Source organism: Methanobrevibacter sp. YE315 (assembly GCF_001548675.1).
In the GTDB taxonomy this organism is placed as follows: Archaea; Methanobacteriota; Methanobacteria; order Methanobacteriales; family Methanobacteriaceae; genus Methanocatella.
Genome location: NZ_CP010834.1, coordinates 357,407 through 376,883 on the forward strand (window position 1 = coordinate 357,407; position 19,477 = coordinate 376,883).

20 protein-coding genes are annotated in these 19,477 nt (G+C 34.8%); 17 read left to right on the plus strand and 3 right to left on the minus strand.

The genetic code is table 11. From position 1 onward, the window contains the following. Positions 1 to 37: 37 nt before the first annotated feature. Positions 38 to 898, minus strand: a complete 861-nt coding sequence (locus tag TL18_RS01485) for a coenzyme F420-0:L-glutamate ligase (RefSeq protein ID WP_067040325.1) — start codon at positions 896 to 898, stop codon at positions 38 to 40. 77 nt (positions 899 to 975) lie between these two features. On the opposite strand from TL18_RS01485, the gene TL18_RS01490 reads away from it, so the two are divergent. The 13 genes from TL18_RS01490 (at position 976) to fbp (ending at position 13,436) form a co-directional block, all read left to right on the plus strand. Continuing rightward, complete coding sequence (locus TL18_RS01490) at positions 976 to 1,548, plus strand: pyruvate kinase alpha/beta domain-containing protein (RefSeq protein WP_067040328.1); 573 nt, start codon at positions 976 to 978, stop codon at positions 1,546 to 1,548. A gap of 120 nt (positions 1,549 to 1,668) precedes the next feature. Then, positions 1,669 to 2,805: a cell division protein FtsZ gene (ftsZ, locus tag TL18_RS01495; protein WP_067040331.1), complete on the plus strand. Its 1,137-nt coding sequence runs from the start codon at positions 1,669 to 1,671 to the stop codon at positions 2,803 to 2,805. Positions 2,806 to 2,921: 116 nt separating this feature from the next. Continuing rightward, positions 2,922 to 3,101, plus strand: coding sequence for a protein translocase SEC61 complex subunit gamma (locus tag TL18_RS01500; protein WP_067040333.1), 180 nt, complete (start codon positions 2,922 to 2,924; stop codon positions 3,099 to 3,101). A gap of 243 nt (positions 3,102 to 3,344) precedes the next feature. Beyond that, entirely contained in the window at positions 3,345 to 3,815 is a 471-nt protein-coding gene (locus TL18_RS01505) for a transcription elongation factor Spt5 (RefSeq protein ID WP_067040336.1), read from the plus strand. Next, a complete protein-coding gene (locus tag TL18_RS01510) occupies positions 3,815 to 4,297 on the plus strand; it encodes a 50S ribosomal protein L11 (protein WP_067040339.1) in 483 nt (160 codons plus the stop codon). The genes TL18_RS01505 and TL18_RS01510 overlap by 1 nt, the downstream gene beginning before the upstream one ends. Positions 4,298 to 4,475: 178 nt before the next feature. Beyond that, positions 4,476 to 5,114, plus strand: a complete 639-nt coding sequence (locus tag TL18_RS01515) for a 50S ribosomal protein L1 (RefSeq protein ID WP_067040342.1) — start codon at positions 4,476 to 4,478, stop codon at positions 5,112 to 5,114. Further along, complete coding sequence (locus TL18_RS01520) at positions 5,114 to 6,124, plus strand: 50S ribosomal protein L10 (RefSeq protein ID WP_067040345.1); 1,011 nt, start codon at positions 5,114 to 5,116, stop codon at positions 6,122 to 6,124. The genes TL18_RS01515 and TL18_RS01520 overlap by 1 nt, the downstream gene beginning before the upstream one ends. A gap of 58 nt (positions 6,125 to 6,182) precedes the next feature. After that, positions 6,183 to 6,491, plus strand: a complete 309-nt coding sequence (gene rpl12p / locus TL18_RS01525; RefSeq protein ID WP_067040348.1) for a 50S ribosomal protein P1 — start codon at positions 6,183 to 6,185, stop codon at positions 6,489 to 6,491. A 215-nt stretch (positions 6,492 to 6,706) separates the two neighbouring features. Beyond that, positions 6,707 to 6,829: a hypothetical protein gene (locus TL18_RS11245; RefSeq protein ID WP_255354677.1), complete on the plus strand. Its 123-nt coding sequence runs from the start codon at positions 6,707 to 6,709 to the stop codon at positions 6,827 to 6,829. 85 nt (positions 6,830 to 6,914) lie between these two features. Further along, complete coding sequence (gene alaS, locus TL18_RS01530) at positions 6,915 to 9,605, plus strand: alanine--tRNA ligase (RefSeq protein WP_197031831.1); 2,691 nt, start codon at positions 6,915 to 6,917, stop codon at positions 9,603 to 9,605. A gap of 530 nt (positions 9,606 to 10,135) precedes the next feature. Beyond that, positions 10,136 to 10,606 (plus strand): protease inhibitor I42 family protein, encoded by a 471-nt coding sequence (locus tag TL18_RS01535; protein ID WP_067040354.1) that lies wholly within the window; start codon positions 10,136 to 10,138, stop codon positions 10,604 to 10,606. 218 nt (positions 10,607 to 10,824) lie between these two features. Then, positions 10,825 to 11,979: a tRNA uracil 4-sulfurtransferase ThiI gene (gene thiI, locus TL18_RS01540; protein ID WP_067040357.1), complete on the plus strand. Its 1,155-nt coding sequence runs from the start codon at positions 10,825 to 10,827 to the stop codon at positions 11,977 to 11,979. Between the two features lie 359 nt (positions 11,980 to 12,338). Beyond that, the gene (gene fbp, locus TL18_RS01545) at positions 12,339 to 13,436 is read left to right on the plus strand and encodes a fructose-1,6-bisphosphate aldolase/phosphatase (RefSeq protein WP_067040360.1); all 1,098 of its coding nucleotides are present in this window, start codon (positions 12,339 to 12,341) and stop codon (positions 13,434 to 13,436) included. 54 nt (positions 13,437 to 13,490) lie between these two features. Here the strand turns inward: fbp and TL18_RS01550 are convergent, their stop codons facing one another. Beyond that, complete coding sequence (locus tag TL18_RS01550; protein WP_067040363.1) at positions 13,491 to 14,474, minus strand: hypothetical protein; 984 nt, start codon at positions 14,472 to 14,474, stop codon at positions 13,491 to 13,493. Positions 14,475 to 15,248: 774 nt separating this feature from the next. Between TL18_RS01550 and TL18_RS01555 the strand changes: the two genes are divergently transcribed. After that, positions 15,249 to 16,865, plus strand: coding sequence for an AarF/ABC1/UbiB kinase family protein (locus TL18_RS01555; protein WP_067040366.1), 1,617 nt, complete (start codon positions 15,249 to 15,251; stop codon positions 16,863 to 16,865). A 19-nt stretch (positions 16,866 to 16,884) separates the two neighbouring features. Here the strand turns inward: TL18_RS01555 and TL18_RS01560 are convergent, their stop codons facing one another. Further along, positions 16,885 to 17,121, minus strand: a complete 237-nt coding sequence (locus TL18_RS01560) for a DUF3781 domain-containing protein (protein WP_067040369.1) — start codon at positions 17,119 to 17,121, stop codon at positions 16,885 to 16,887. 74 nt (positions 17,122 to 17,195) lie between these two features. Here TL18_RS01560 and TL18_RS01565 point away from each other — a divergent pair, with 74 nt between their 5' ends. The 3 genes from TL18_RS01565 to TL18_RS11160 all read left to right on the plus strand — a co-directional run bounded on the left by TL18_RS01565 (position 17,196) and on the right by TL18_RS11160 (position 19,454). Further along, positions 17,196 to 18,305, plus strand: coding sequence for an ABC transporter permease (locus tag TL18_RS01565; RefSeq protein ID WP_067040372.1), 1,110 nt, complete (start codon positions 17,196 to 17,198; stop codon positions 18,303 to 18,305). 9 nt (positions 18,306 to 18,314) lie between these two features. Beyond that, positions 18,315 to 19,013, plus strand: coding sequence for an ABC transporter ATP-binding protein (locus TL18_RS01570; RefSeq protein ID WP_067040375.1), 699 nt, complete (start codon positions 18,315 to 18,317; stop codon positions 19,011 to 19,013). A gap of 189 nt (positions 19,014 to 19,202) precedes the next feature. After that, complete coding sequence (locus tag TL18_RS11160; protein ID WP_231483624.1) at positions 19,203 to 19,454, plus strand: hypothetical protein; 252 nt, start codon at positions 19,203 to 19,205, stop codon at positions 19,452 to 19,454. Positions 19,455 to 19,477: the final 23 nt, after the last annotated feature.

The window sequence follows — 19,477 nt, forward strand, 5'->3', positions numbered from 1 at the left end:
AATTCTAATTTTTTTTAAAATAGGATTTGGTAATTTTTTAGATTTTTCTTATTATTACAGCTGGTGTGTGTATGATTGAATCAAGGTCTTCAATGGTGACTTCATCAATTTCAGTGCCCAAAACCGCTTTGACACTATGTATGGTTTTCATTTCAGTTGAAAGGGATTTTTGATAATCTTCGGCAATATTTGCAATTTTGAGAGCAGTTTCAACATCGATTTTTTCACTGCATCCTAATGGTGTGGATCCCTTATTTTCAGACAGTTGACCTTTAAAATATCCGAAAAATCCTTTATCCGCTTCAATTCCATCTATGGCTATTGGCAGGCCTGTGAAATATTTTCCATTTTTAAAGTAAGTTGCATCAGTGTCAATAATCATAACTTTAACGTCTTTTCCAATTTCATTTTTAATTTCTTTTGCAACCTTTTCAGGATTTTCAGGCAATAATGAAACATAGGTTCCAGGAGCATTGCTTAAATCTATTCCTGCTTCAGAAGCAGGTTTTAAAGCATGTTTCAAACCATATAATTGAAGGACTACTTCCTTATGCGCTTCAGTTTCTTTCGGCAGTTTCCTTAGATTTTTAATGGTTCTCTTTTTAATTTTCAATAGCGGACCTAAAACATAGCCCCAAAGGTATTTGCTCCAAATCACTGTTAGAAATTTTGCAGTTAATGAAGGGGTATATTTGGATTCATCAACCAATCTGCCCTGGGAAATTGAAATTGGAGTTTCCGCAATGACCAGATAATCATCGTCTTTCATCAATTCCTTTGCAGGAATTATGATGGAATCCAGATTATCATTTGGCTTAATGTAGCCAGTTTCTATTGGAATTACAACATATTCTCCATTAATCACATGTTTGATATTCTTCAGTTCTTCGGATGTCATACAAATCTTTATTTGAAATAGATATTATAAATATAAAATGATGGATTTTAAATAATTATCTATTTTGTGGTGTGAACATGGCAAGAAAATTTATTACATATTTCGAAAAAGAAGGAAATGATTATACTGAAGAATTGATAATGGCTGTTAAAGACAAATTAGAGTCTTCAAAACACATTAAAAGGATTTTAATCGCTTCCGCTTCTGGAGAATCTGCATTAAAATTATACAATGCAGTTGGGGATGAAGTGGAAATAATTAATGTAACTCACCACATGGGGTTCAGCGGTCCTAATGAATCCGACATTTCAGAGGAAATGATTGAAAAACTTGAAGATGTTGGAATAAAAACTTATTTCGGATTGCATGCATTTAGTGGTGCTGCAAGAGGAGTCACTAATAAATATGGAGGTTATTCTCCATTGGATGTTGTTGCAGATACATTTAGAATGTTTTCCCATGGTGTCAAAGTGGCCGGTGAAATTTCAATCATGGCTGCTGATGCGGGATTGGTGCCTGTTGGTGAGGAAATAATTGCTATCGGCGGTAGAGCCCATGGTGTTGATACTGCAGTCATTTTAACACCTGTCAATTCTAAAAATCTATTTGATTTGAAATTCCATGAAATTATTGCAATGCCTCGTGATTAGCATATTTTTCTAATTTGTACAAAAATAATTTTATTTATATATAAGTAGTTGCATTTAAATATAAGTAAAAATAGAAATATTTAACAATTATTTTAATAGCAGAGTATGTGGGGTTAACTTGTGAAATTTATAGATGATGCAATTAAAGAATCCGAACAGAGAATGGAAGAGAATGTTCCTGAAAAACTCTCTTCAGATATTGATGATGATCTTATAGAAATGATTAAAGGGGCTAAGACTCATATATTTGTTGTTGGTGCTGGTGGAGCAGGAAACAATACCATTTCAAGATTAAACGAAATGGGTATTGAAGGTGCAACAACAATTGCAGTAAATACTGATGCTCAAGATTTATTTTATAGCCAATCCGCTAAAAAAATCCTTTTAGGCAGACAAACTTCTAAAGGTTTGGGTGCTGGCGGAGACCCTGAAGTAGGCCAGGAATGTGCTGAAGAAAGCGAAGATGAAATTAGAGATGAATTGGAAGGCGCAGACATGGTATTTGTTACCTGTGGTCTTGGTGGAGGAACCGGTACTGGTTCAGCACCAATCATCGCTAAATTAGCTAAAAAATTAGGCGCATTAACTGTTGCTGTGGCTACCATGCCATTTTCTGCAGAAGGTATTAAAAGAAGAGAAAATGCAGAACAAGGTTTGGAAAAACTTCAAGAATCAGCAGACACTGTTATTGTAATACCAAATGACAAATTATTAGAAGTAGCACCTAACTTGCCTTTAAACAAAGCATTCATGGTTTCTGATGAAATCTTAGGAAGAGCAGTTAAGGGCATAACTGAATTGATTACTAAAAAAGGTCTTGTAAGTTTAGACTTCGCTGATATCAGAAGTATCATGGGAGGTTCTGGAATGGCTATGATTGGTATGGGTGAATCCGATACTGGTGATAGAGCTTTAGAATCTGTACATGAAGCATTAAGCAGTCCATTATTAGATATCGATATTTCAAATGCTACTGGCGCTTTAGTTAACATATCAGGTAGTTCTGATTTAACTTTACATGAAGCTGAGAAAATCGTTCAAGTTGTTGCTGATAAATTGGATCCTGAAGCTAACATTATTTGGGGTACTCAAATTGATGAAAGCCTTCAGAATACTGTTAGGACAACTGTTGTTGTTTCAGGTATTAAATCTAATTATGATACTGAGATCACTCCTGAAGTTGAATCTGTTGAAGAAAAACCTGAAAATGACGCAGCTGGTGATCAATTAGATGATTTCATTGATGGAATCTTCTAATTCTATCTTTTATTTTTTTCCAAAAAATGCAAACATTTATTAATGTTTAAATTATAAATTATTTTATTACTATTATTTTATTATAATCTACAAATTTTTTAATTTTGGGTATTTAAATGAATGTTGAAGAAAGTTTTAATAAATTTATAAAAGACAGTAAAAGGGTATTGAAAGTATCTAAAAAACCAGACTTGCCAGAATACCTTGATTTGGCTAAAGTTTCCGTATTAGGGGTAATTATAATTGGCGTTATTGGTTATGTAATAGTTTTATTAGGTTCTTTAGTAGGTTTATAGAACCTCTCATTTATTTTTTTTATCCTAAGGTAGTATAATAAAATTTTTTTGTAATAGTCTATTTTATTCAAAAATCCATTTTTTTGAAAACTTTTAAATACTACTATTTATATAGATATTGATATTATAGAAATCTTATTTTCGAGACTATATTTTTCTTGAAAATTATGGCTTTTATAATATTTTTAACTTAATGTATGATTTTATTAACAAGCAAAAATTTTAAAAATAGGTGAATTTTTCATGGAAGATACTAATAGTTCCATATATGCTCTTAAGACCTCTGCAGGCCAAGAAAGAAATGTTGCTAGATTATTAGCACGTAAAGCTAAAACCATTGATGGTATAGGCATTTCATCAATTCTTGTTCCAGAATCTTTAAAAGGATATATTTTAGTTGAATCTTCAACAAAAATAGATCTTAGGAACCCTGATTTAAAAGTACAACATTTGAGAGGGGTTGTTGAAGGTACCGTAGGCATTACTTTTGATGAAGTAAAAAGATTCTTAAAACCAGAACCTATTATTTCCTCTATTCAAAAAGGAAGTATTGTTGAGCTTATTTCTGGTCCTTTCAAAGGAGAAAGAGCAAAAGTGGTTCGTATTGATGAATCACGTGAAGAAGTCGTTCTTGAGTTAATAGAAGCTGCAGTACCGATTCCGGTTACTGTTAAAGCTGATCAAATTAGAATAATTCAAAAGGAGGCTGACTGATGGCTAAAGATACAGTCGAAGTTCTTATCGAAGGTGGCACTGCTACTCCTGGACCACCATTAGGCCCTGCTTTAGGACCTTTCGGTATTAATATGATGCAAGTAGTTGAGGAAATCAATAAGAAAAGTGCTGACTTTGCAGGAATGAAAGTGCCTGTAAAAGTTACTATTGATAGAGATACTAAAGATTTCGAAATTGAAATCGGAACTCCGCCAACAACTGCACTTATTATGGAAGAATTAGGCATCGAAAAAGCTTCTCATGAACCAGGTTTAGATATTATTAATGACTTACCTATCGAAACCGCTTTAAAAATCACTAGAATGAAATTTGATTCATTATTATCTAATGATTACAAAGCAGGTATTAAAGAAGTCATGGGAACCTGTGTAAGTATGGGTTTATCTGTAGATGGTAAAGATCCAAGAGAAGCACAAAAAGATGTTGATGCTGGAAAATACGATGATATCTTATTAGAATAGATATTATTTGATTAAATTTAAATTAAGTTAATAATAACAGTGTATATGATGTTATAATCTCTGATTATGATTGATATACTGTTTTTAATTCATGCAATCGTTTAAGAATTTTTTCTTGTAATGATACTCATGAAACCAAAAAAATAATCCAATGAACATTTGTTCATGGGGGATGAATATGACACAAGATGTAATTAACGCGGTGAAGGAGGCAAAAGAACAATCAAAGCCGAGAAACTTCACTGAGTCCGTAGATATTATTATTAATATCCGAGACTTAGATGTCAGAAAGCCAGAAAATAGGTTTAATGAGGAAGTTGCTCTTCCTAACGGCCGTGGCAAAGATGTTAAAATCGGAGTCATTGCTGATGGGGAACTCATTGTTCAAGCTAAAGAGGCTGGTCTTGACACTGTAATTAATAAAGGAGATTTAGAAGAGTTTGGTAAAGACAGAAAAGCTGCTAAAAAAATGGCAAATTCTGTTGATTTCCTTATAGCTCAAGCTGATATGATGCCACTTGTTGGTAGATTCTTAGGTCCAGTTCTTGGTCCTCGTAACAAAATGCCAAAACCAGTGCCTGCAAGTATCAAATTAGATCCTCTTTTAGAAAGATTACAAAACACTGTCAAAGTTGGTGTAAAACAACAAGCAAGTATTCAAATTGTTGTTGGAAGCCAAGACATGTCAGACGAGGACATAGCTGAGAACGTTGAAACTGTTCTTGCAGTCTTAGACCGCAATTTAGAAAAAGGAAGAAGTCAAATCAAGTCCATGTTTATTAAAACAACTATGGGACCAGTAGTGAGGGTGATCTAATGGCTCATGTTGCTGAATGGAAAAAAGAAGAAGTTAACGAGCTAAAAGGCATAATCGATCAGCATGACGTTATCGGTATTGTCGATTTAATGAACATTCCTGCAAAACAGCTCCAAGAAATGAGAAAATCTCTCAAAGGCAAAGCTGTTATCAGAATGTCTAAAATAAATCTAATTAATTTAGCTCTTGAAGATTGTAATGCTGATAAAAACAACATTGTTGATTTATCTGAACATATGGAAGGTCAAATTGCAATTATTGCAACCGAAATGAATCCTTTCAAATTGTACAAAATATTAGAAGACAGCAAAACCCAAGCTCCTGCAAAACCAGGAACTATTGCTCCTGAAGATATTATTGTACCTGAAGGTGATACAGGTTTTGAACCAGGTCCATTTTTAGGTGAATTACAGCAAGTTGGAATTCCTGCAAAAATTGATAAAGGTAAAATCTGCGTACAAAAAGAAACTGTTGTCGTAAAAGCAGGCGAAGAAGTTTCTAAACAAGTATCCGCAACCTTATCAAGATTGGATATCAATCCAATGGAAGTGGGAATGGATTTAAAAGCAGTATATGAAGAAGAAGCAATTTATACTTCTGATGTACTTGCAATCGACGAAGAACAAACATTAGCTGACGTACAAAATGCATTTAGAAGTGCATTCAACTTATCTGTAAACGCAGCTATCCCAACAGATGAAACTATTTCAACAATCATTACTCTCGCATACACTAGAGCTATTAATGTTGGTGTAGCAGGAGCAATTATGACTTCTGAAACTTCCGAACCAATCATCGGTTTAGCACAAGCTAAAATGTTAGCTTTAGCATCTGAAGTTGCTGACGCACCTGGTGCTATTGATGATGAATTAGCTGATAAACTTTCTAATGTTGCTGTAGCAGCTGCTCCAGTAGTCGAAGAAGTTGTCGAAGAAGAAGAGGAAGAAGAGGAAGAAGAAGAAAATAGTGAAGAAACAGCAGCAGCTGGGTTAGGAGCTCTGTTTGGTTAAAATTAAAAATTTTTTATTATTATAAAAACTAACACTTTAAAAAATTAATGGTGATAACATGGAATATATATATGCGGCAATGATTTTGCACAGTGCAGAAAAAGAGATTAACGAAGAAAATGTTAAAAGTATTATTGAAGCAGCAGGAATTGAAGCTGATGATGCTAGAATCAAAGCTTTAATCGCAGCTTTAGAAGATGTAGACATCGACGAAGCTATGGAAACTACTGCTATGGCAGCAGCAGCACCTGCAGCTGCACCTGCAGCAGCTGAAGCAGCTGAAGAAGAAGAGGAAGAAGAGGAAGAAGAAGAGGAAGAAGCTTCTGAAGAAGCAGCAGCAGCTGGATTAGGTGCTCTCTTCGGATAGATTTTTTAATCTATCACCTTTCTTTTTTTATTTTACTTTTTTTATACTTAATTTAATATACTATTTTTACTACCTTGTTTTTACTTTAAAAAATTGATTTCACTTTGGAATATCGTTTTTAGCTATAATTCAGCCATATATATGAAATCAGCTAATTGTTGTTTTTTTGTAACAATTTCAGGTGTTAAAAATTATGGTATCAATCTGATTATTACTTGAAAGTTCCTACAAAAGGCACTAAAGAGTATGAAAATTGGCTCTTTTGCGATGAGGAATATGCGATTGATGTTGCAAAGAAAATCATTAATATGTTTGAAAATAGATTTAAAAATTCATAATTTCTTTTTCAAACTCTTTTTTTCACTAATTATTTATTAAACAAAATATATAGTATATACTAATGAATAATTAAGACTGATTCATATGGTAGAAATTTTTGATGAACTTGGTTATAAAAAACAAACTTGCAAAACTTGTGGACAAGAGTTTTACTCACAGGTTGACAGAGATACCTGTGGTGACGCTCCATGTGATGAGTATGAGTTTATCGCTAATCCTGCTACCGATAAGCCATACAATTTATATGAAATCCAACAAGTTTTTAGAGAATTTTTAGAAAGTGAAGGGCACACACATGTCCACAGATATCCTGTTCTGGCTAAAAGGTGGAGAGATGATGTATTTCTGGTTGGAGCATCAATCTTCTGTTTCCAGCCTTGGGTCACTTCAGGTCTTGTCAAACCTCCGGCCAATCCTATAGAAATGGCCCAGCCTTCAATTAGGCTCAATGATGTTGATAATGTTGGAAGGACCGGAAGACACATGACCTGTTTTACAATGGGAACACACACTGTAATTAACAAGGAAGATGATTTTATTTATTGGGAAGACGAAACAATCAGACTCTGTCACGAATTTTTCAAATCAATTGGAATCAACACAGAGGAAATTACTTTCATCAAGTCCTGGTGGGCCGGTGGAGGTAATGAAGGGCCTTGTTACGAAGTATGCTGCAGGGGTGTGGAACTCGCTACTTTAGTATTCATCCAATATGAAACATTGGAAGACGGATCCAAAAAAGAAATCCCAATTAAAGTTGTAGATACAGGTTACGGTTTGGAACGTATCGCTTGGATTTCACAAGGAACTCCAACAGCTTATGATGCATGTTTTGCACCTGTTGTCGACAAGTTAAAAGAATTGACAGGTGTTGAAATCAATGAAGATATCCAAGGAAGAAATGCGCAGATTGCCGGAATGATGGATATTGAAGACATCGGTGATTTAAAGGAATTAAGACAACAAGTGGCTGACAGCCTAAACATTTCTTTAGAGGATTACTTGAAAGCAGCCGAACCGATGGAAGCAATTTATATTATTGCGGACCACACACGCTGTCTGGCATTCATGCTTGCAGACGGTATCATTCCATCAAATGTTAAGGAAGGATATTTGGCACGTTTGGTTTTAAGAAGAACAATTAGGTTTATGAAAGATCTTAACATGGAAGAGTCATTGGCCGATGTAATGGCAATCCAATTGGACTTCCTATCTGAATTCTATCCTGAAATTCGCGATTCAGAAGAACATATCATGAATATCATCAATTTGGAAGAAGAAAGATTTACTGCCACTGTTAAGAAAGGAAGGAGCATTGTTAAAAGGACAATCAAAAGACTCAAAAAAGAAGGCAAGAAGGAAATGCCTCTTGACATGCTGATTGATTTGTATGATGCTCATGGAATTCCTCCAGAAGTGGTAGTCGATATGGCAGGAGATGATTTCACAGTCAATGTTCCGGACAACTTCTTTACTCAAGTAGCAGGGGCTCATGAAAAAGACACTACAAATAAGAAAGATACTTTCAAAGTAGATTTCCCTGAAACTGAATTATTGTTCTATAAAGATTTCTACCAACAAGAATTTGAAGCGGAAATTTTAGGTTGTGTTGAGAAAGATGGAGACTTCTGCTTAATCTTTGATAAAACCGCATTCTACCCTGAAGGAGGGGGTCAACCTTCAGACATAGGTGATATTTCCATTGAAGGATTTGCTCATAAAATACATCATGTCGAAAAAGTTGATGATGTGGTACTGCATCATGTAGAGGGATTCATACCAAAAGCCGTTGTTGGCGAGAAAGTCATAGGTAAAGTTGACTGGACAAGAAGGATTACCCTCGCGCGCCACCACACAGGAACCCACTTGGTCATTGCGGCTGCAAGAAAGGTATTGGGCAAGCACATCTGGCAAGCAGGATCCCAAAACGGTCTTACAAGGGCACGTATTGACCTGTCACACTACAAGCGTATTACACAAGAAGAGCTGAATGAAATCGAAAAGTTGGCAAATGAATATGTAATGGACAACATCGATTTGGACATCCAGTTCCACACAAGGGATGAGGCACAGGAGTTATACGGATTTGTGCTTTACCAAGGAGGTATCGTTCCGGGTAAAATGATTCGTGTTGTTAAAATCCCTGGTGTTGATGTACAGGCTTGTGCAGGTACACATGTCTTAAGAACAGGTGTAGTTGGACCAATCAAGATCAATAAAACCGAAAGGGTTCAGGATGGTGTTGAAAGAATCGACTTTTCAGCAGGTCTTGCAGCAATCGATTCAATGCAGCATGATGGCGAAATTTTACGCGAAAGTTCAGGCGTCTTTAAAGTTGAAAACGACCAGTTGCCAAGAACATGCGACAGGTTCTTCAGCGAATGGAAAGCACAGAAAAATGAAATCGATCGCTTAAAATCAGAAATTGCAAGTTTAAAAATGAATTCTTTGGCAGAAGAATTTGATGAAATTAACGGATTAAAAGTTGTTCATCAGTTAATCGAAGCCGACTTTAAGGAACTTCAAAAAATGGCCACAGACTTCACAGACAATGGAAAGGCGGATGTGGTCATTATGGGTAATAAAGACGGTAAGATTGTAGGTGCAGCTTCACAAACTGCTATTAATAACGGAGTAAAGATTAATGAAATTATCAAAACTGCCGCTGGCGTATTGGGTGGGGGCGGCGGAGGCCGTTTAACCCTTGCACAAGGTGCAGGTAAAAATGCAGATAAAATGGATGAAGCTATTCAAACTGCAGTTGATTTAATTTAAGGACATAACATTGTCCTTCAAATCTTTTTTTTATTTATTTAATATTGTTCTATTTTTTCATTATTGACCATGTTTATATGTTTTTAATTAATATGAATTGTATAAATGTGCCGTTGTTTACTCAGAATTTCCATTTGAGAATTTTAATCTATTTAATAATGATTTCTTCAAGTGTGAATTGGATGTTATTATAATCTAAGAATGAAATGCAATTGAATCTTAAATGCATAATGAATACTTTGAATTAATTATAACTGATGCTTTATGAAACTATCATTATTCATTTGGCAATTTTTGGTTTGCCTGATTAAATCCCCTTAACGCTCAATATGATGATTGGAACATATCAGGTATTCATTATAAAAATATTGATTAAAAGGCTTATAAAACATTTTAAAGTAATGTCCTCATTTTATTGAGGTTAAAAAAATGCAAGCATGTGCTTACATGCGCAAAACTTTATATGTGCTAATTATATAAGCCAATAATAGTAACTACGAAATGTTGCTGTATATAAATGGAGGTTTAAAATGAAATTCAGTAAGATAAGAAATAGGTCCCAATTTATATTTGTATTATTGGTGATTTTTTCAATATTTGTCGGCTTAAGCTGCATATCAGCTGCAGATGTTGACAAGAGTATTTCAAGTGTAGGCGATGTGAATAATTTAAATCTCGAAGAAAGCCCTATTGATTCTTCTATTAATAATATTTCAGAAGATAGTAGTGATTCTGGTATTATTGTGGATGAAAATAACGATTTCACTATGTCAGTAAGATATACTGCAGGTACTGGTTACCATTGGGAAATTAGCCCAGAAAGTTATGGAGTTGACGTAAACTCTATCGATTACAAGGTTGACAATCCTAATCTCTTCGGTTCATCAGGAACAACTTTCTTTAGTTTCCATGTAAATGGTGAAAGTTATTACGTAAAATTAGTTTTAATTAGCCCTTCCGGTGAAATTGTAGATGAAGTTGACTCAAACATGGTCAACTAAACTTATTGGGGATTGTTTCAATCCCTCTATTATTTTTTCAATTTATACTATTTTTAATGAATTTTTTTGTGATGCCTGACATTTGGATGTTGGGGCTTCTTACATTTTTTTTAAAACATTTAATGCCGTTTGTTTTAGTGTTAATTTTATTAATAATTAAATTTAAAAAATATTATTGAATTGCTTTTTAGAGTATTCCAATTAATAGAGTTGTTCAAATGAATCATGATTTAATTATTGCAAGGTATGGTGAAATAGGTCTTAAAAGTCCAAAAATAAGGTCACGATTTGAAAAAAGGCTTGTTAAAAATATTAAAGCTACTTTTGAATGTGAAGTGGATAGAAATCAGGGAAGAATTTATATTTTCCCTAAAGATTTTGATGAAGGAATTGAAAAGTTGAATAGGGTATTCGGAATTGTTTCATACTCTCCTGCAACTTCAACAAACGCTAATTATGATGCTATTGATGAAACATTGACCAGATACACTGAAGATTTAATTGCTGAAAATATCTTGGATGAAAACACAAAATTCGCCATTAAATGTCGCCGTGTTGGAAAACATGACTTCACTTCCCAGGAAATGGCGGCACATTGTGGTGGTGTTGTGAGAAATGTTGTTATGGCTCCGGTCGACTTGACAAATCCTGATTTAACAATATTCGTTGAAATTAGGGAGGACAAGGCTTTTGTTTATCATCAAAAAATCAAAGGTCCGGGAGGTTTGCCTTTAGGAACACAAGGTAAGGTTGTTGTACTCTTATCAAGTGGTATAGACTCTCCCGTTGCAGCATACCTTATGATGAAAAGGGGTTGTGAGATTGTTGCACTTCACTGCAATAATGATCCGTTTTCAGGTCCAAAAGTAACTGAAAACTTCAATTTATTGGTTGATCAGCTCAATATCTATGCAAAAGGATCTCCAATTAAAAAAAGAGTCATTGATTATGGTGAATACTTGACTGTTGCTAAAGAGAAAGCCCCTGAAAAGATGACTTGCGTTTTATGCAAATCAGGAATGTACAGGATTGCTGAAAAATTAGCCCAGAAATTGGGTGCTGATGCTATTGTTGATGGAAGTAGCGTAGGTCAGGTTGCTTCACAGACATTGTCAAACATTTTGGCTACCCGTTATGGTGTTGAAATGCCAATCTTATCTCCACTGATAGGTCTTGATAAGGAAGAAATCACAGCAATTGCAAAAGATATAGGGACTTTTGAAATATCCAAAATAGATGATGGTGGATGCAGTGCGGTTCCTAAATATCCTGAAACACGTGCAGATTTAGACCGTGTTAAGCAGGCTTGTGAAGACATGAATCAGGATGTTGAAGTCGAAAAGGCTTTTATGAATATTAGGATACTTGATTAGGTTTTCACTTCTTTGTAGGCTGCGACTTCTAAAAATTGAAGTGGAATTTCCATTTTCCTTTTTATTTTTATAGTTAACTCATTAAATAAAAAAATCATAGATATTTATATAATTAAATAAATATTTTTCAAGGAATTGTCGAATAATAAAAGCTAAACATTTCTTTAATCAATAATAAACTAATTTTTGAAAATAAATGTTATTTAAAGTTATTAGATTGAATTAACATATAAATAAAAAAATAAGCCTAGAAAATTAGAATTCTCTAATTGATGCTGGTGACATAATAGTTAAATACTATTCAAATCATAAATATAAATGTCTAGTAAATAATAAATTTACTTATTAGAGGTATTAAAATGAAAACTACTGTTAGTGTAATTAAAGCTGATATTGGAAGTGTGTCTGGACACTGTGTCGCACACCCAGAATTAATGGATATTTGTGATGAAGTTTTAAACGAAGCTTTAGAAACTGGTATCATAAAAGATTACTATATATCCCGTTGTGGAGACGACATAGACTTAATTATGACCCACGATAAAGGGGAAGAAAACGAAGAAGTACACAAAACTGCATACGAAGCATTCATGAAAGCTACTGAAAGAGCACGTGAATTAAAATTATACGGTGCAGGTCAAGACTTATTATCCGATACCTTCTCTGGAAACATCAAAGGTATGGGTCCTGGTGTAGCAGAAATTGAATTTGAAGAAAGACCATCCGATCCTGTACTTATCTTCTGCTGTGACAAAACCGAACCTGGTGCATTCAACTTACCAGTATTCAGAATCTTCGCAGACCCATTCAACACTGCAGGTCTTGTAATTGACCCAAGTTTACACGATGGATTCAAATTTGAAGTATTTGATGTAATCGAACACAGAAAAGTTGTCTTAAACTGTCCTGAAGAAATGTACGATTTACTTGCATTAATCGGTTCCACCGGAAGATACGTAATTAAAAGAGTATGGAAGAAAAACGGCGAAATCGCAGCTGCAGTAAGTACTGAAAGATTAAACTTAATGGCTGGAGAATACGTCGGTAAAGACGACCCAGTATGTATTGTAAGAGCACAATCTGGTTTCCCTGCTAACGGTGAATGTGTAGATCCATTTGCATTCCCACACATGGTAAGTGGATGGATGAGAGGATCCCACAACGGTCCAATGATGCCTGTATCTGAAGCAGAAGCAAACCCAATCAGATTTGACGGACCACCTAGAGTAGTAGGATTAGGTTTCCAAGTAGCTAACGGTGAATTAATCGGTCCTGTAGACTTATTCGATGACCCTGCATTTGACCCAACCCGTGAACAAGCTGCTAAAATTGCAACTTACATCAGAAGACACGGTCCATTCGAACCTCACAGATTACCATCTGAAGAAATGGAATACACTTCACTTCCTGGTGTAATGGAAAAATTAGAATCCAGATTTGAAGATATGGATGATTAGATTTAAAGAGATTTAAAATCTCTTCTTTTTTTACTTTTTTTGTATGATTTCAATTTATTTTTTAAATTCTTCTAAAAATTCTCTAAACAGGTTTACAAACTGTGAATAATCGTAATTGTAAACGAAATTCTGAGCATCAAAAATATGGATTTCTATATTCTCTATTTTGTCTTTAAGGGGGTATACATCAAATTCGGGAGAATAATAAATGTCTTCAGAAGCGCCAACGATTAATGTTTTCGCTTTAATGTTGGGCAATTTGTCCTCTACGTCATAATCTAATATGGCGAGGTTTCTATATCTGAAGTCATAGATGTCTGTGTAGGATCCTTCATCAACAAAATTGTCCATAAATATGTCAAGCTCCTCTCGAGTGAACTTTTGAAATGCTCTTTTGGAGAAATATTGGGAATAAATCATTGAATTTATTGAAAACATGATTTTTGATAGATGTTCAGTATAGATAGTGCCCAGATAGGCATCGGATGAATCAATTATATAATCTAGGGCTTTGGAAGTGATGTACCTATAGCCATCTGTTTTAAAGGAGCTGTTGCCTATAATTACAAATTCCATTTCCTCGGGATATTCGCATGCCCAGGTATAAGCTTCGTAACCTCCTATTCCAACGCCTAAAATCCCGAGTATTTTGTTCATGCCAAATGTTTCAGCCAAAAACTTCCTTTTGAAATTCACGCAATCTTTAATGGAATATTTTGGAAAATCATATTTCAATTCGGTTGTAGATGGGGAACAGGATTCTGGAAAGCCTAAGGAAGTAATTGATATATAAAAAAAGTTATAATCGCTCAACATGCTTTCCGGACCGACTAATTGATGCAGGTCCCCAATGGACAGGCAATTTCCATTGAATCTGTGACAATATATTATTGCGTTGGTTATGTTGCCTTCCTCATCATATTTTGGAGTTCCGCGGGTAGTATATTCCACTTCAACATTATGGAGTACCTTGCCATTGCCAAATTCAAAGTCGTCTAAGATTTCTTTTCTATAACCTAGTTTTGAATCTTCAATCATTTTTTTCCCCATTACTTGATTTATTTTCAGAATATATTATGATTTTTATTGTTTATAATATTTTTTTGTATAATATTTTTAACAATTATTGTTTCAACGACTAAAAAAATAATGCTCTTCCAGAAAGGATTGTAACTGTATTGAACTTGAATAATCTGATTTAATTGTTTGTCCAATATTTTTTTATTTTTTTAAATTTTTATCTGTTTAATTTATTTTTATTGTTCAATAGCATATTTTACAAAATTTTTCCTAGAGGGCTGCTTTTTTTGAAATTCTTTTTCAGTAAGATTATGCTGATTTAAAATTTTTTTAATTTTTTTTAGAAATTTACAATTATTTTTAATAATAATTAATTATTCTAAATATTATTTAATTATACTTTAAATTCAAATTTTATAAATTTTAAATAAATTTATTATTTTTTATATATATTTGCTTATTTTTTAGACTATTTTTTATATAAAAATTCAAAATAAATCAATATATTTATATGTAATGCACATATAATTTGATATATGAATGTTTAATATATTCAAATTTCTTAATATGCTCTGATAAATGTAAAAGGAGCAGTGGGGGAGAATTATTGAGTGATTTTTCATCAAGAGTTTTCCATGCCGGAAATCTTTTTTTTTAAATGCGGGGCATATTATTTAAGAAGGATGAAAATGAAAATTGGAAAAATCTTATTAATTGTTCTATTGGTTTTCATTTCATTTTTTCCTACTCTAAATGATGCAATGGTGTAACCAAAACTTTCAGGTGATTTGAATGGATAAGGAAACTAAAAAGCGTATACGTGAAATAACTGCTGCAATGCGAAAATATGGTTTTGGTAAATTATTGAGTAAAACCATTAAGGATAAGATTCTTCCTTCAAAAGAGGATGAATACGATATTTTATTGGACCCTGATCTTCCGGTAAATCTAAGGATGATGTTTCAGGAATTGGGGACCAGTTTCATTAAATTAGGCCAGCTGTTAAGTACCAGGCCGGATATGGTTGGAGAAGCGATTGCAACAGAATTTGAAAAACTGCAGGACGACAATCCTCCAATCTCCTATGAGGAAGTCAAAAGAATAGTCGAAAGTGAACTTAACGGAAATATCGAGGATTTGTTTGCCGAATTTTCAGAGGAAAGTCTTGCAACAGCATCAATAGCTCAGGTTCATGAGGCCAGATTATTATCCGGTGAGAGGGTGGCCGTTAAAGTTCAAAAGGAGGGCATTACCGATACGCTTGAACAGGATATAGCCATCATGAAACACCTCACATCCCAAATTCATAAGTATAATGAGGACTTTAGGAAATTCAATCTGCCGGGAATGATTGATGAATTTGACTATTCCATGCATATAGAAATCGATTTTACTAATGAACTGATTAATATGAAGCATGTGGAGGCGAATTTCGCTGATGATGATACAATCCATATCCCAATTGGCTATTCAGATTATTCCACACCAAAAGTTCTTACAATGGAGTTTATTGACGGCACTAAAATGCAGGATGTATACGAAAGCGACAGCGAAGAGTTCGACAAGCCACTTCTTGCCAAACGGACTATCGATTCCTTCATGAAACAGGTCCTGATTGATGGGGTTTTCCATGCTGATCCTCATGCTGGAAATATAATAGTTTTGGATGATAATGTCTTATGCTATATTGATTGGGGGTCAATCGGACTTCTGGATGACGATTTTAGAAAAAACCTTTGCGACATGCTGATGCTTCTCGCCGACCAAGATGTCAATGGCGTGATTAACCAGTTCATTTACATGGGCGTGCTGAGGTATGACATGGACACCACTCCTTTAAAGCGTGACCTCAGGGATCTGTTCTTCCGATATTTTGCAGAGGGTTCCACAGGGTTGAATGATGCATTAGGCAAATTGCTTGACCTTATGCAGGATTATGGTGTTGTTCTTCCTAACGAATTCGTTTCAATGGCTAGGGGAATTTCAATGATTGAATCCGTTGCCACTACACTGGACCCGGATATTGATATTATGGCTTCCATCGAACCGATAGCCAGAGAGGCAATGGAAGAAAGGATGGACCTCAAGAAAACCGTCACAGACAATAAGGGCAGTCTGCTTTACTATAAGAACATGCTCAAATCTTTCCCACCGCTTCTGGCAAATGCCATTCATAAAATGAATGATGGGGAAATGAAACTCAGGTTTGAAATCGACAGGATGGATCGTATTGTCAGTAAGTTTTCATTAGTGGTGATAATTGCCGCACTCTTGTTGAGCTCTTCAATTGTAATGACAATTAATAGGGGGCCGATGTTGTTTGACATGCCTGCGATTGCTGTTTTAGGCTATGTGGCAACATTTATTTTAGGAGTTATAGGTATTTTGAATTATTTATATGAAAGGTGAAGATTCTTCTCCTTTCTGATTATTTATGAGCAGTAATAATTGTAAAACTGCTGGAATTGATGGTTATTATGCAGTCGTCGACTTCGACATAGTAATTTTTGCCTTCTTTTTTAACTGTTGAATTGTCCTGTTTAAGCTTTGAGATGCAATAGCCGACAGGTTCCTCATCAATTCCCAAGTTTTTCTTTATTCTTCCGACACCCATTTCAGTGGTATGGATCTTATCAATATTTTCCAAAAGTATTTCCTTATGCATTTCAACACCTCATTTTCGCATCTTGGTTAACACTACAATTACTTATTTATATATTACAACTCCAATTAATAACTATGTCATTTTTAAAATTCATTCTTAAAAATCCATTCAGGAGAAAGAACAGTGCAATCCTGGCTATTGTAGGTATTGCCATTGGGATTATAGTCATTGTTGCTCTTGGTGGAATCACAGATGGTTTAGTTAATACATTTGAAGATACAATTCATGCGGGAGGTGCGGATTTTTCAATTTCCGGAAAGGAAACTGGGGATTCTGCATATGGGACTAATACCATCGATGCAAACTGGACTGATAAAATTGCCAATGTAAGTGGAGTTGATGAAGCTTATCCGATTTATGTTGTTTTGACTTCCGTCGGTGACGATTACATGAATACATTAATCGGAATTGATCCTAATGGAACCACTCTTGCAGACATATCCATGAAAGAGGGTCGAATCATGAAGGACAATGAGTCTGAAGCCATTTTAGGTGAAATCTATGCAGAGGATAATAATTACTCTATCGGGGATAACATCAAGATTGACGGCGAAGACTTTGAAGTTGTAGGCATTTATGAAACCGGAGACCAGAATATGGCTGGCGGAGTATTCACATCAATTTCAAAGGTTGGAGACCTGATGGATGATGAAGATTCAATTTCAAACATTTATGTTAAGGTGAAAAAGGGTGAAGATCCTCAAACTGTAGCCGACAGAATCGATGAAAAATACGGAGACAACATCACAACAGTCACATCAGTAATGGAGATGACCCAGATGGCCGACATGCTTAACATGCTTCAGGCATCAACCTGGGCGATTTCACTTTTGGCCATTGTAGTTGGTGGTTTGGGCATCATCAACACAATGCTGATGTCAGTATTTGAGAGAACCCGTGAAATTGGGGTTTTAAAGGCTGTTGGATGGTCAGACAGAAAGATTTTGACAATGATTGTCGGTGAATCTTTAGTAATCACAATTGTTTCAGCAATTATAGGATCCATTATAGGATTCTTGGCATGCACTCTATTGAGTCCATATATGGGAATCTCTCCATTGTTCACTCCTAAGATATTTATCCAGGCATTTGCAATAGCCATTGTTGTTGGAATCATCGGAGGGCTTTATCCTGCAATTAAAGCAGTTAAACTTCCTCCAACAGAAGCGTTGAGGTATGAGTGAGGTGATAACATGAATGCAGTAGAAATCAAAGAGTTATATAAAAGCTATGAAGATGGAAAAATCAAGGCATTGAACGGTATCAACCTCACCATTGAAGACGGGGAGTTCGTTTCAATCATAGGGCCTTCAGGTTCCGGAAAATCAACATTGTTGAACATGCTCGGTGCATTGGACATTCCCGATTCCGGAAGCATCAGCGTTGCAGGCCATGACTTGAGGACATCCAAAAAGCTGAATGAGTTCAGGGCAGAGAGTATAGGGTTCATTTTCCAGCTGCATAACCTGATTCCGAACATTTCAGTTCGTGAGAATGTTGAGATTCCGATGTACACTCAGGGATTGTCTTCAGGCGAGATGAAGACTCGTGCATTGAAGCTATTGGATGATGTTGGCCTTAAGGACAAGGCAGATATCCTGCCGTCAAAATTATCTGGTGGTGAACGTCAGAGGGTAGCCATTGCCCGAGCGCTGGCAAACGAACCGTCAATAATATTGGCAGATGAACCCACAGGATCACTGGATTCAAAGACAAGTAGCAAAATCCTTAAGCAGTTAATCGATTTGCATGAAGATAAAAATGTAACTCTGATAATTGTAACTCATGATATGGATGTGGCCAAACTTGCAGACAGAGTTATCGAAGTTTTGGACGGTGAGATAATATCTGCCGGTGATGACTCATTGATAAACAGTAAAATTGATGTTTAGCTTATTTTGATAAAATAAGTTATTTTTTCTCTTTTTTTTAAATTATTTTTTTACTTCAAAATTGATTTCAATTTGTAATATTGCAATTTCTTTGTAGAATTGCCTTAATTTATTACAAAAACCTTATTTATTCCTTTATTCAATTTAATAATTAATTATATATTTTTAAATTAAAAATGAGGGATAAATATGGAAAAAAAGAATCAAATACAAAAAACTTTGTTGTATGTTAGTGATGAAGGGGAAGTGTCAATGGATGTTATCGTCGATTATGAAAACGAGACATTCTGGGCAACTCAAAAGACTATGGCGGAATTGTTTGATGTTAATGTTCCGGCAATAAGTAAACATCTGAAAAATATTTTTGAGGAGGGGGAATTAATAAAAAATTCAGTTATTTCCAATTTGGAAACAACTGCATCAGATGGAAAACAATATTAAACAAACTTCTACAATTTAGATGC

Excerpts from the sequence above, each read along its gene's own strand:
- TL18_RS01485 (WP_067040325.1), bottom strand. The coding sequence starts at position 898 with ATGACATCCGAAGAACTGAAGAATATCAAACATGTGATTAATGGAGAA.
- TL18_RS01490 (WP_067040328.1), top strand. The coding sequence starts at position 976 with ATGGCAAGAAAATTTATTACATATTTCGAAAAAGAAGGAAATGATTAT.
- TL18_RS01500 (WP_067040333.1), top strand. The coding sequence starts at position 2,922 with ATGAATGTTGAAGAAAGTTTTAATAAATTTATAAAAGACAGTAAAAGG.
- TL18_RS01505 (WP_067040336.1), top strand. The coding sequence starts at position 3,345 with ATGGAAGATACTAATAGTTCCATATATGCTCTTAAGACCTCTGCAGGC.
- TL18_RS01510 (WP_067040339.1), top strand. The coding sequence starts at position 3,815 with ATGGCTAAAGATACAGTCGAAGTTCTTATCGAAGGTGGCACTGCTACT.
- TL18_RS01515 (WP_067040342.1), top strand. The coding sequence starts at position 4,476 with ATGACACAAGATGTAATTAACGCGGTGAAGGAGGCAAAAGAACAATCA.
- TL18_RS01520 (WP_067040345.1), top strand. The coding sequence starts at position 5,114 with ATGGCTCATGTTGCTGAATGGAAAAAAGAAGAAGTTAACGAGCTAAAA.
- rpl12p (WP_067040348.1), top strand. The coding sequence starts at position 6,183 with ATGGAATATATATATGCGGCAATGATTTTGCACAGTGCAGAAAAAGAG.
- alaS (WP_197031831.1), top strand. The coding sequence starts at position 6,915 with ATGGTAGAAATTTTTGATGAACTTGGTTATAAAAAACAAACTTGCAAA.
- TL18_RS01535 (WP_067040354.1), top strand. The coding sequence starts at position 10,136 with ATGAAATTCAGTAAGATAAGAAATAGGTCCCAATTTATATTTGTATTA.
- thiI (WP_067040357.1), top strand. The coding sequence starts at position 10,825 with ATGAATCATGATTTAATTATTGCAAGGTATGGTGAAATAGGTCTTAAA.
- fbp (WP_067040360.1), top strand. The coding sequence starts at position 12,339 with ATGAAAACTACTGTTAGTGTAATTAAAGCTGATATTGGAAGTGTGTCT.
- TL18_RS01550 (WP_067040363.1), bottom strand. The coding sequence starts at position 14,474 with ATGATTGAAGATTCAAAACTAGGTTATAGAAAAGAAATCTTAGACGAC.
- TL18_RS01555 (WP_067040366.1), top strand. The coding sequence starts at position 15,249 with ATGGATAAGGAAACTAAAAAGCGTATACGTGAAATAACTGCTGCAATG.
- TL18_RS01560 (WP_067040369.1), bottom strand. The coding sequence starts at position 17,121 with ATGCATAAGGAAATACTTTTGGAAAATATTGATAAGATCCATACCACT.
- TL18_RS01565 (WP_067040372.1), top strand. The coding sequence starts at position 17,196 with ATGTCATTTTTAAAATTCATTCTTAAAAATCCATTCAGGAGAAAGAAC.
- TL18_RS01570 (WP_067040375.1), top strand. The coding sequence starts at position 18,315 with ATGAATGCAGTAGAAATCAAAGAGTTATATAAAAGCTATGAAGATGGA.
- TL18_RS11160 (WP_231483624.1), top strand. The coding sequence starts at position 19,203 with ATGGAAAAAAAGAATCAAATACAAAAAACTTTGTTGTATGTTAGTGAT.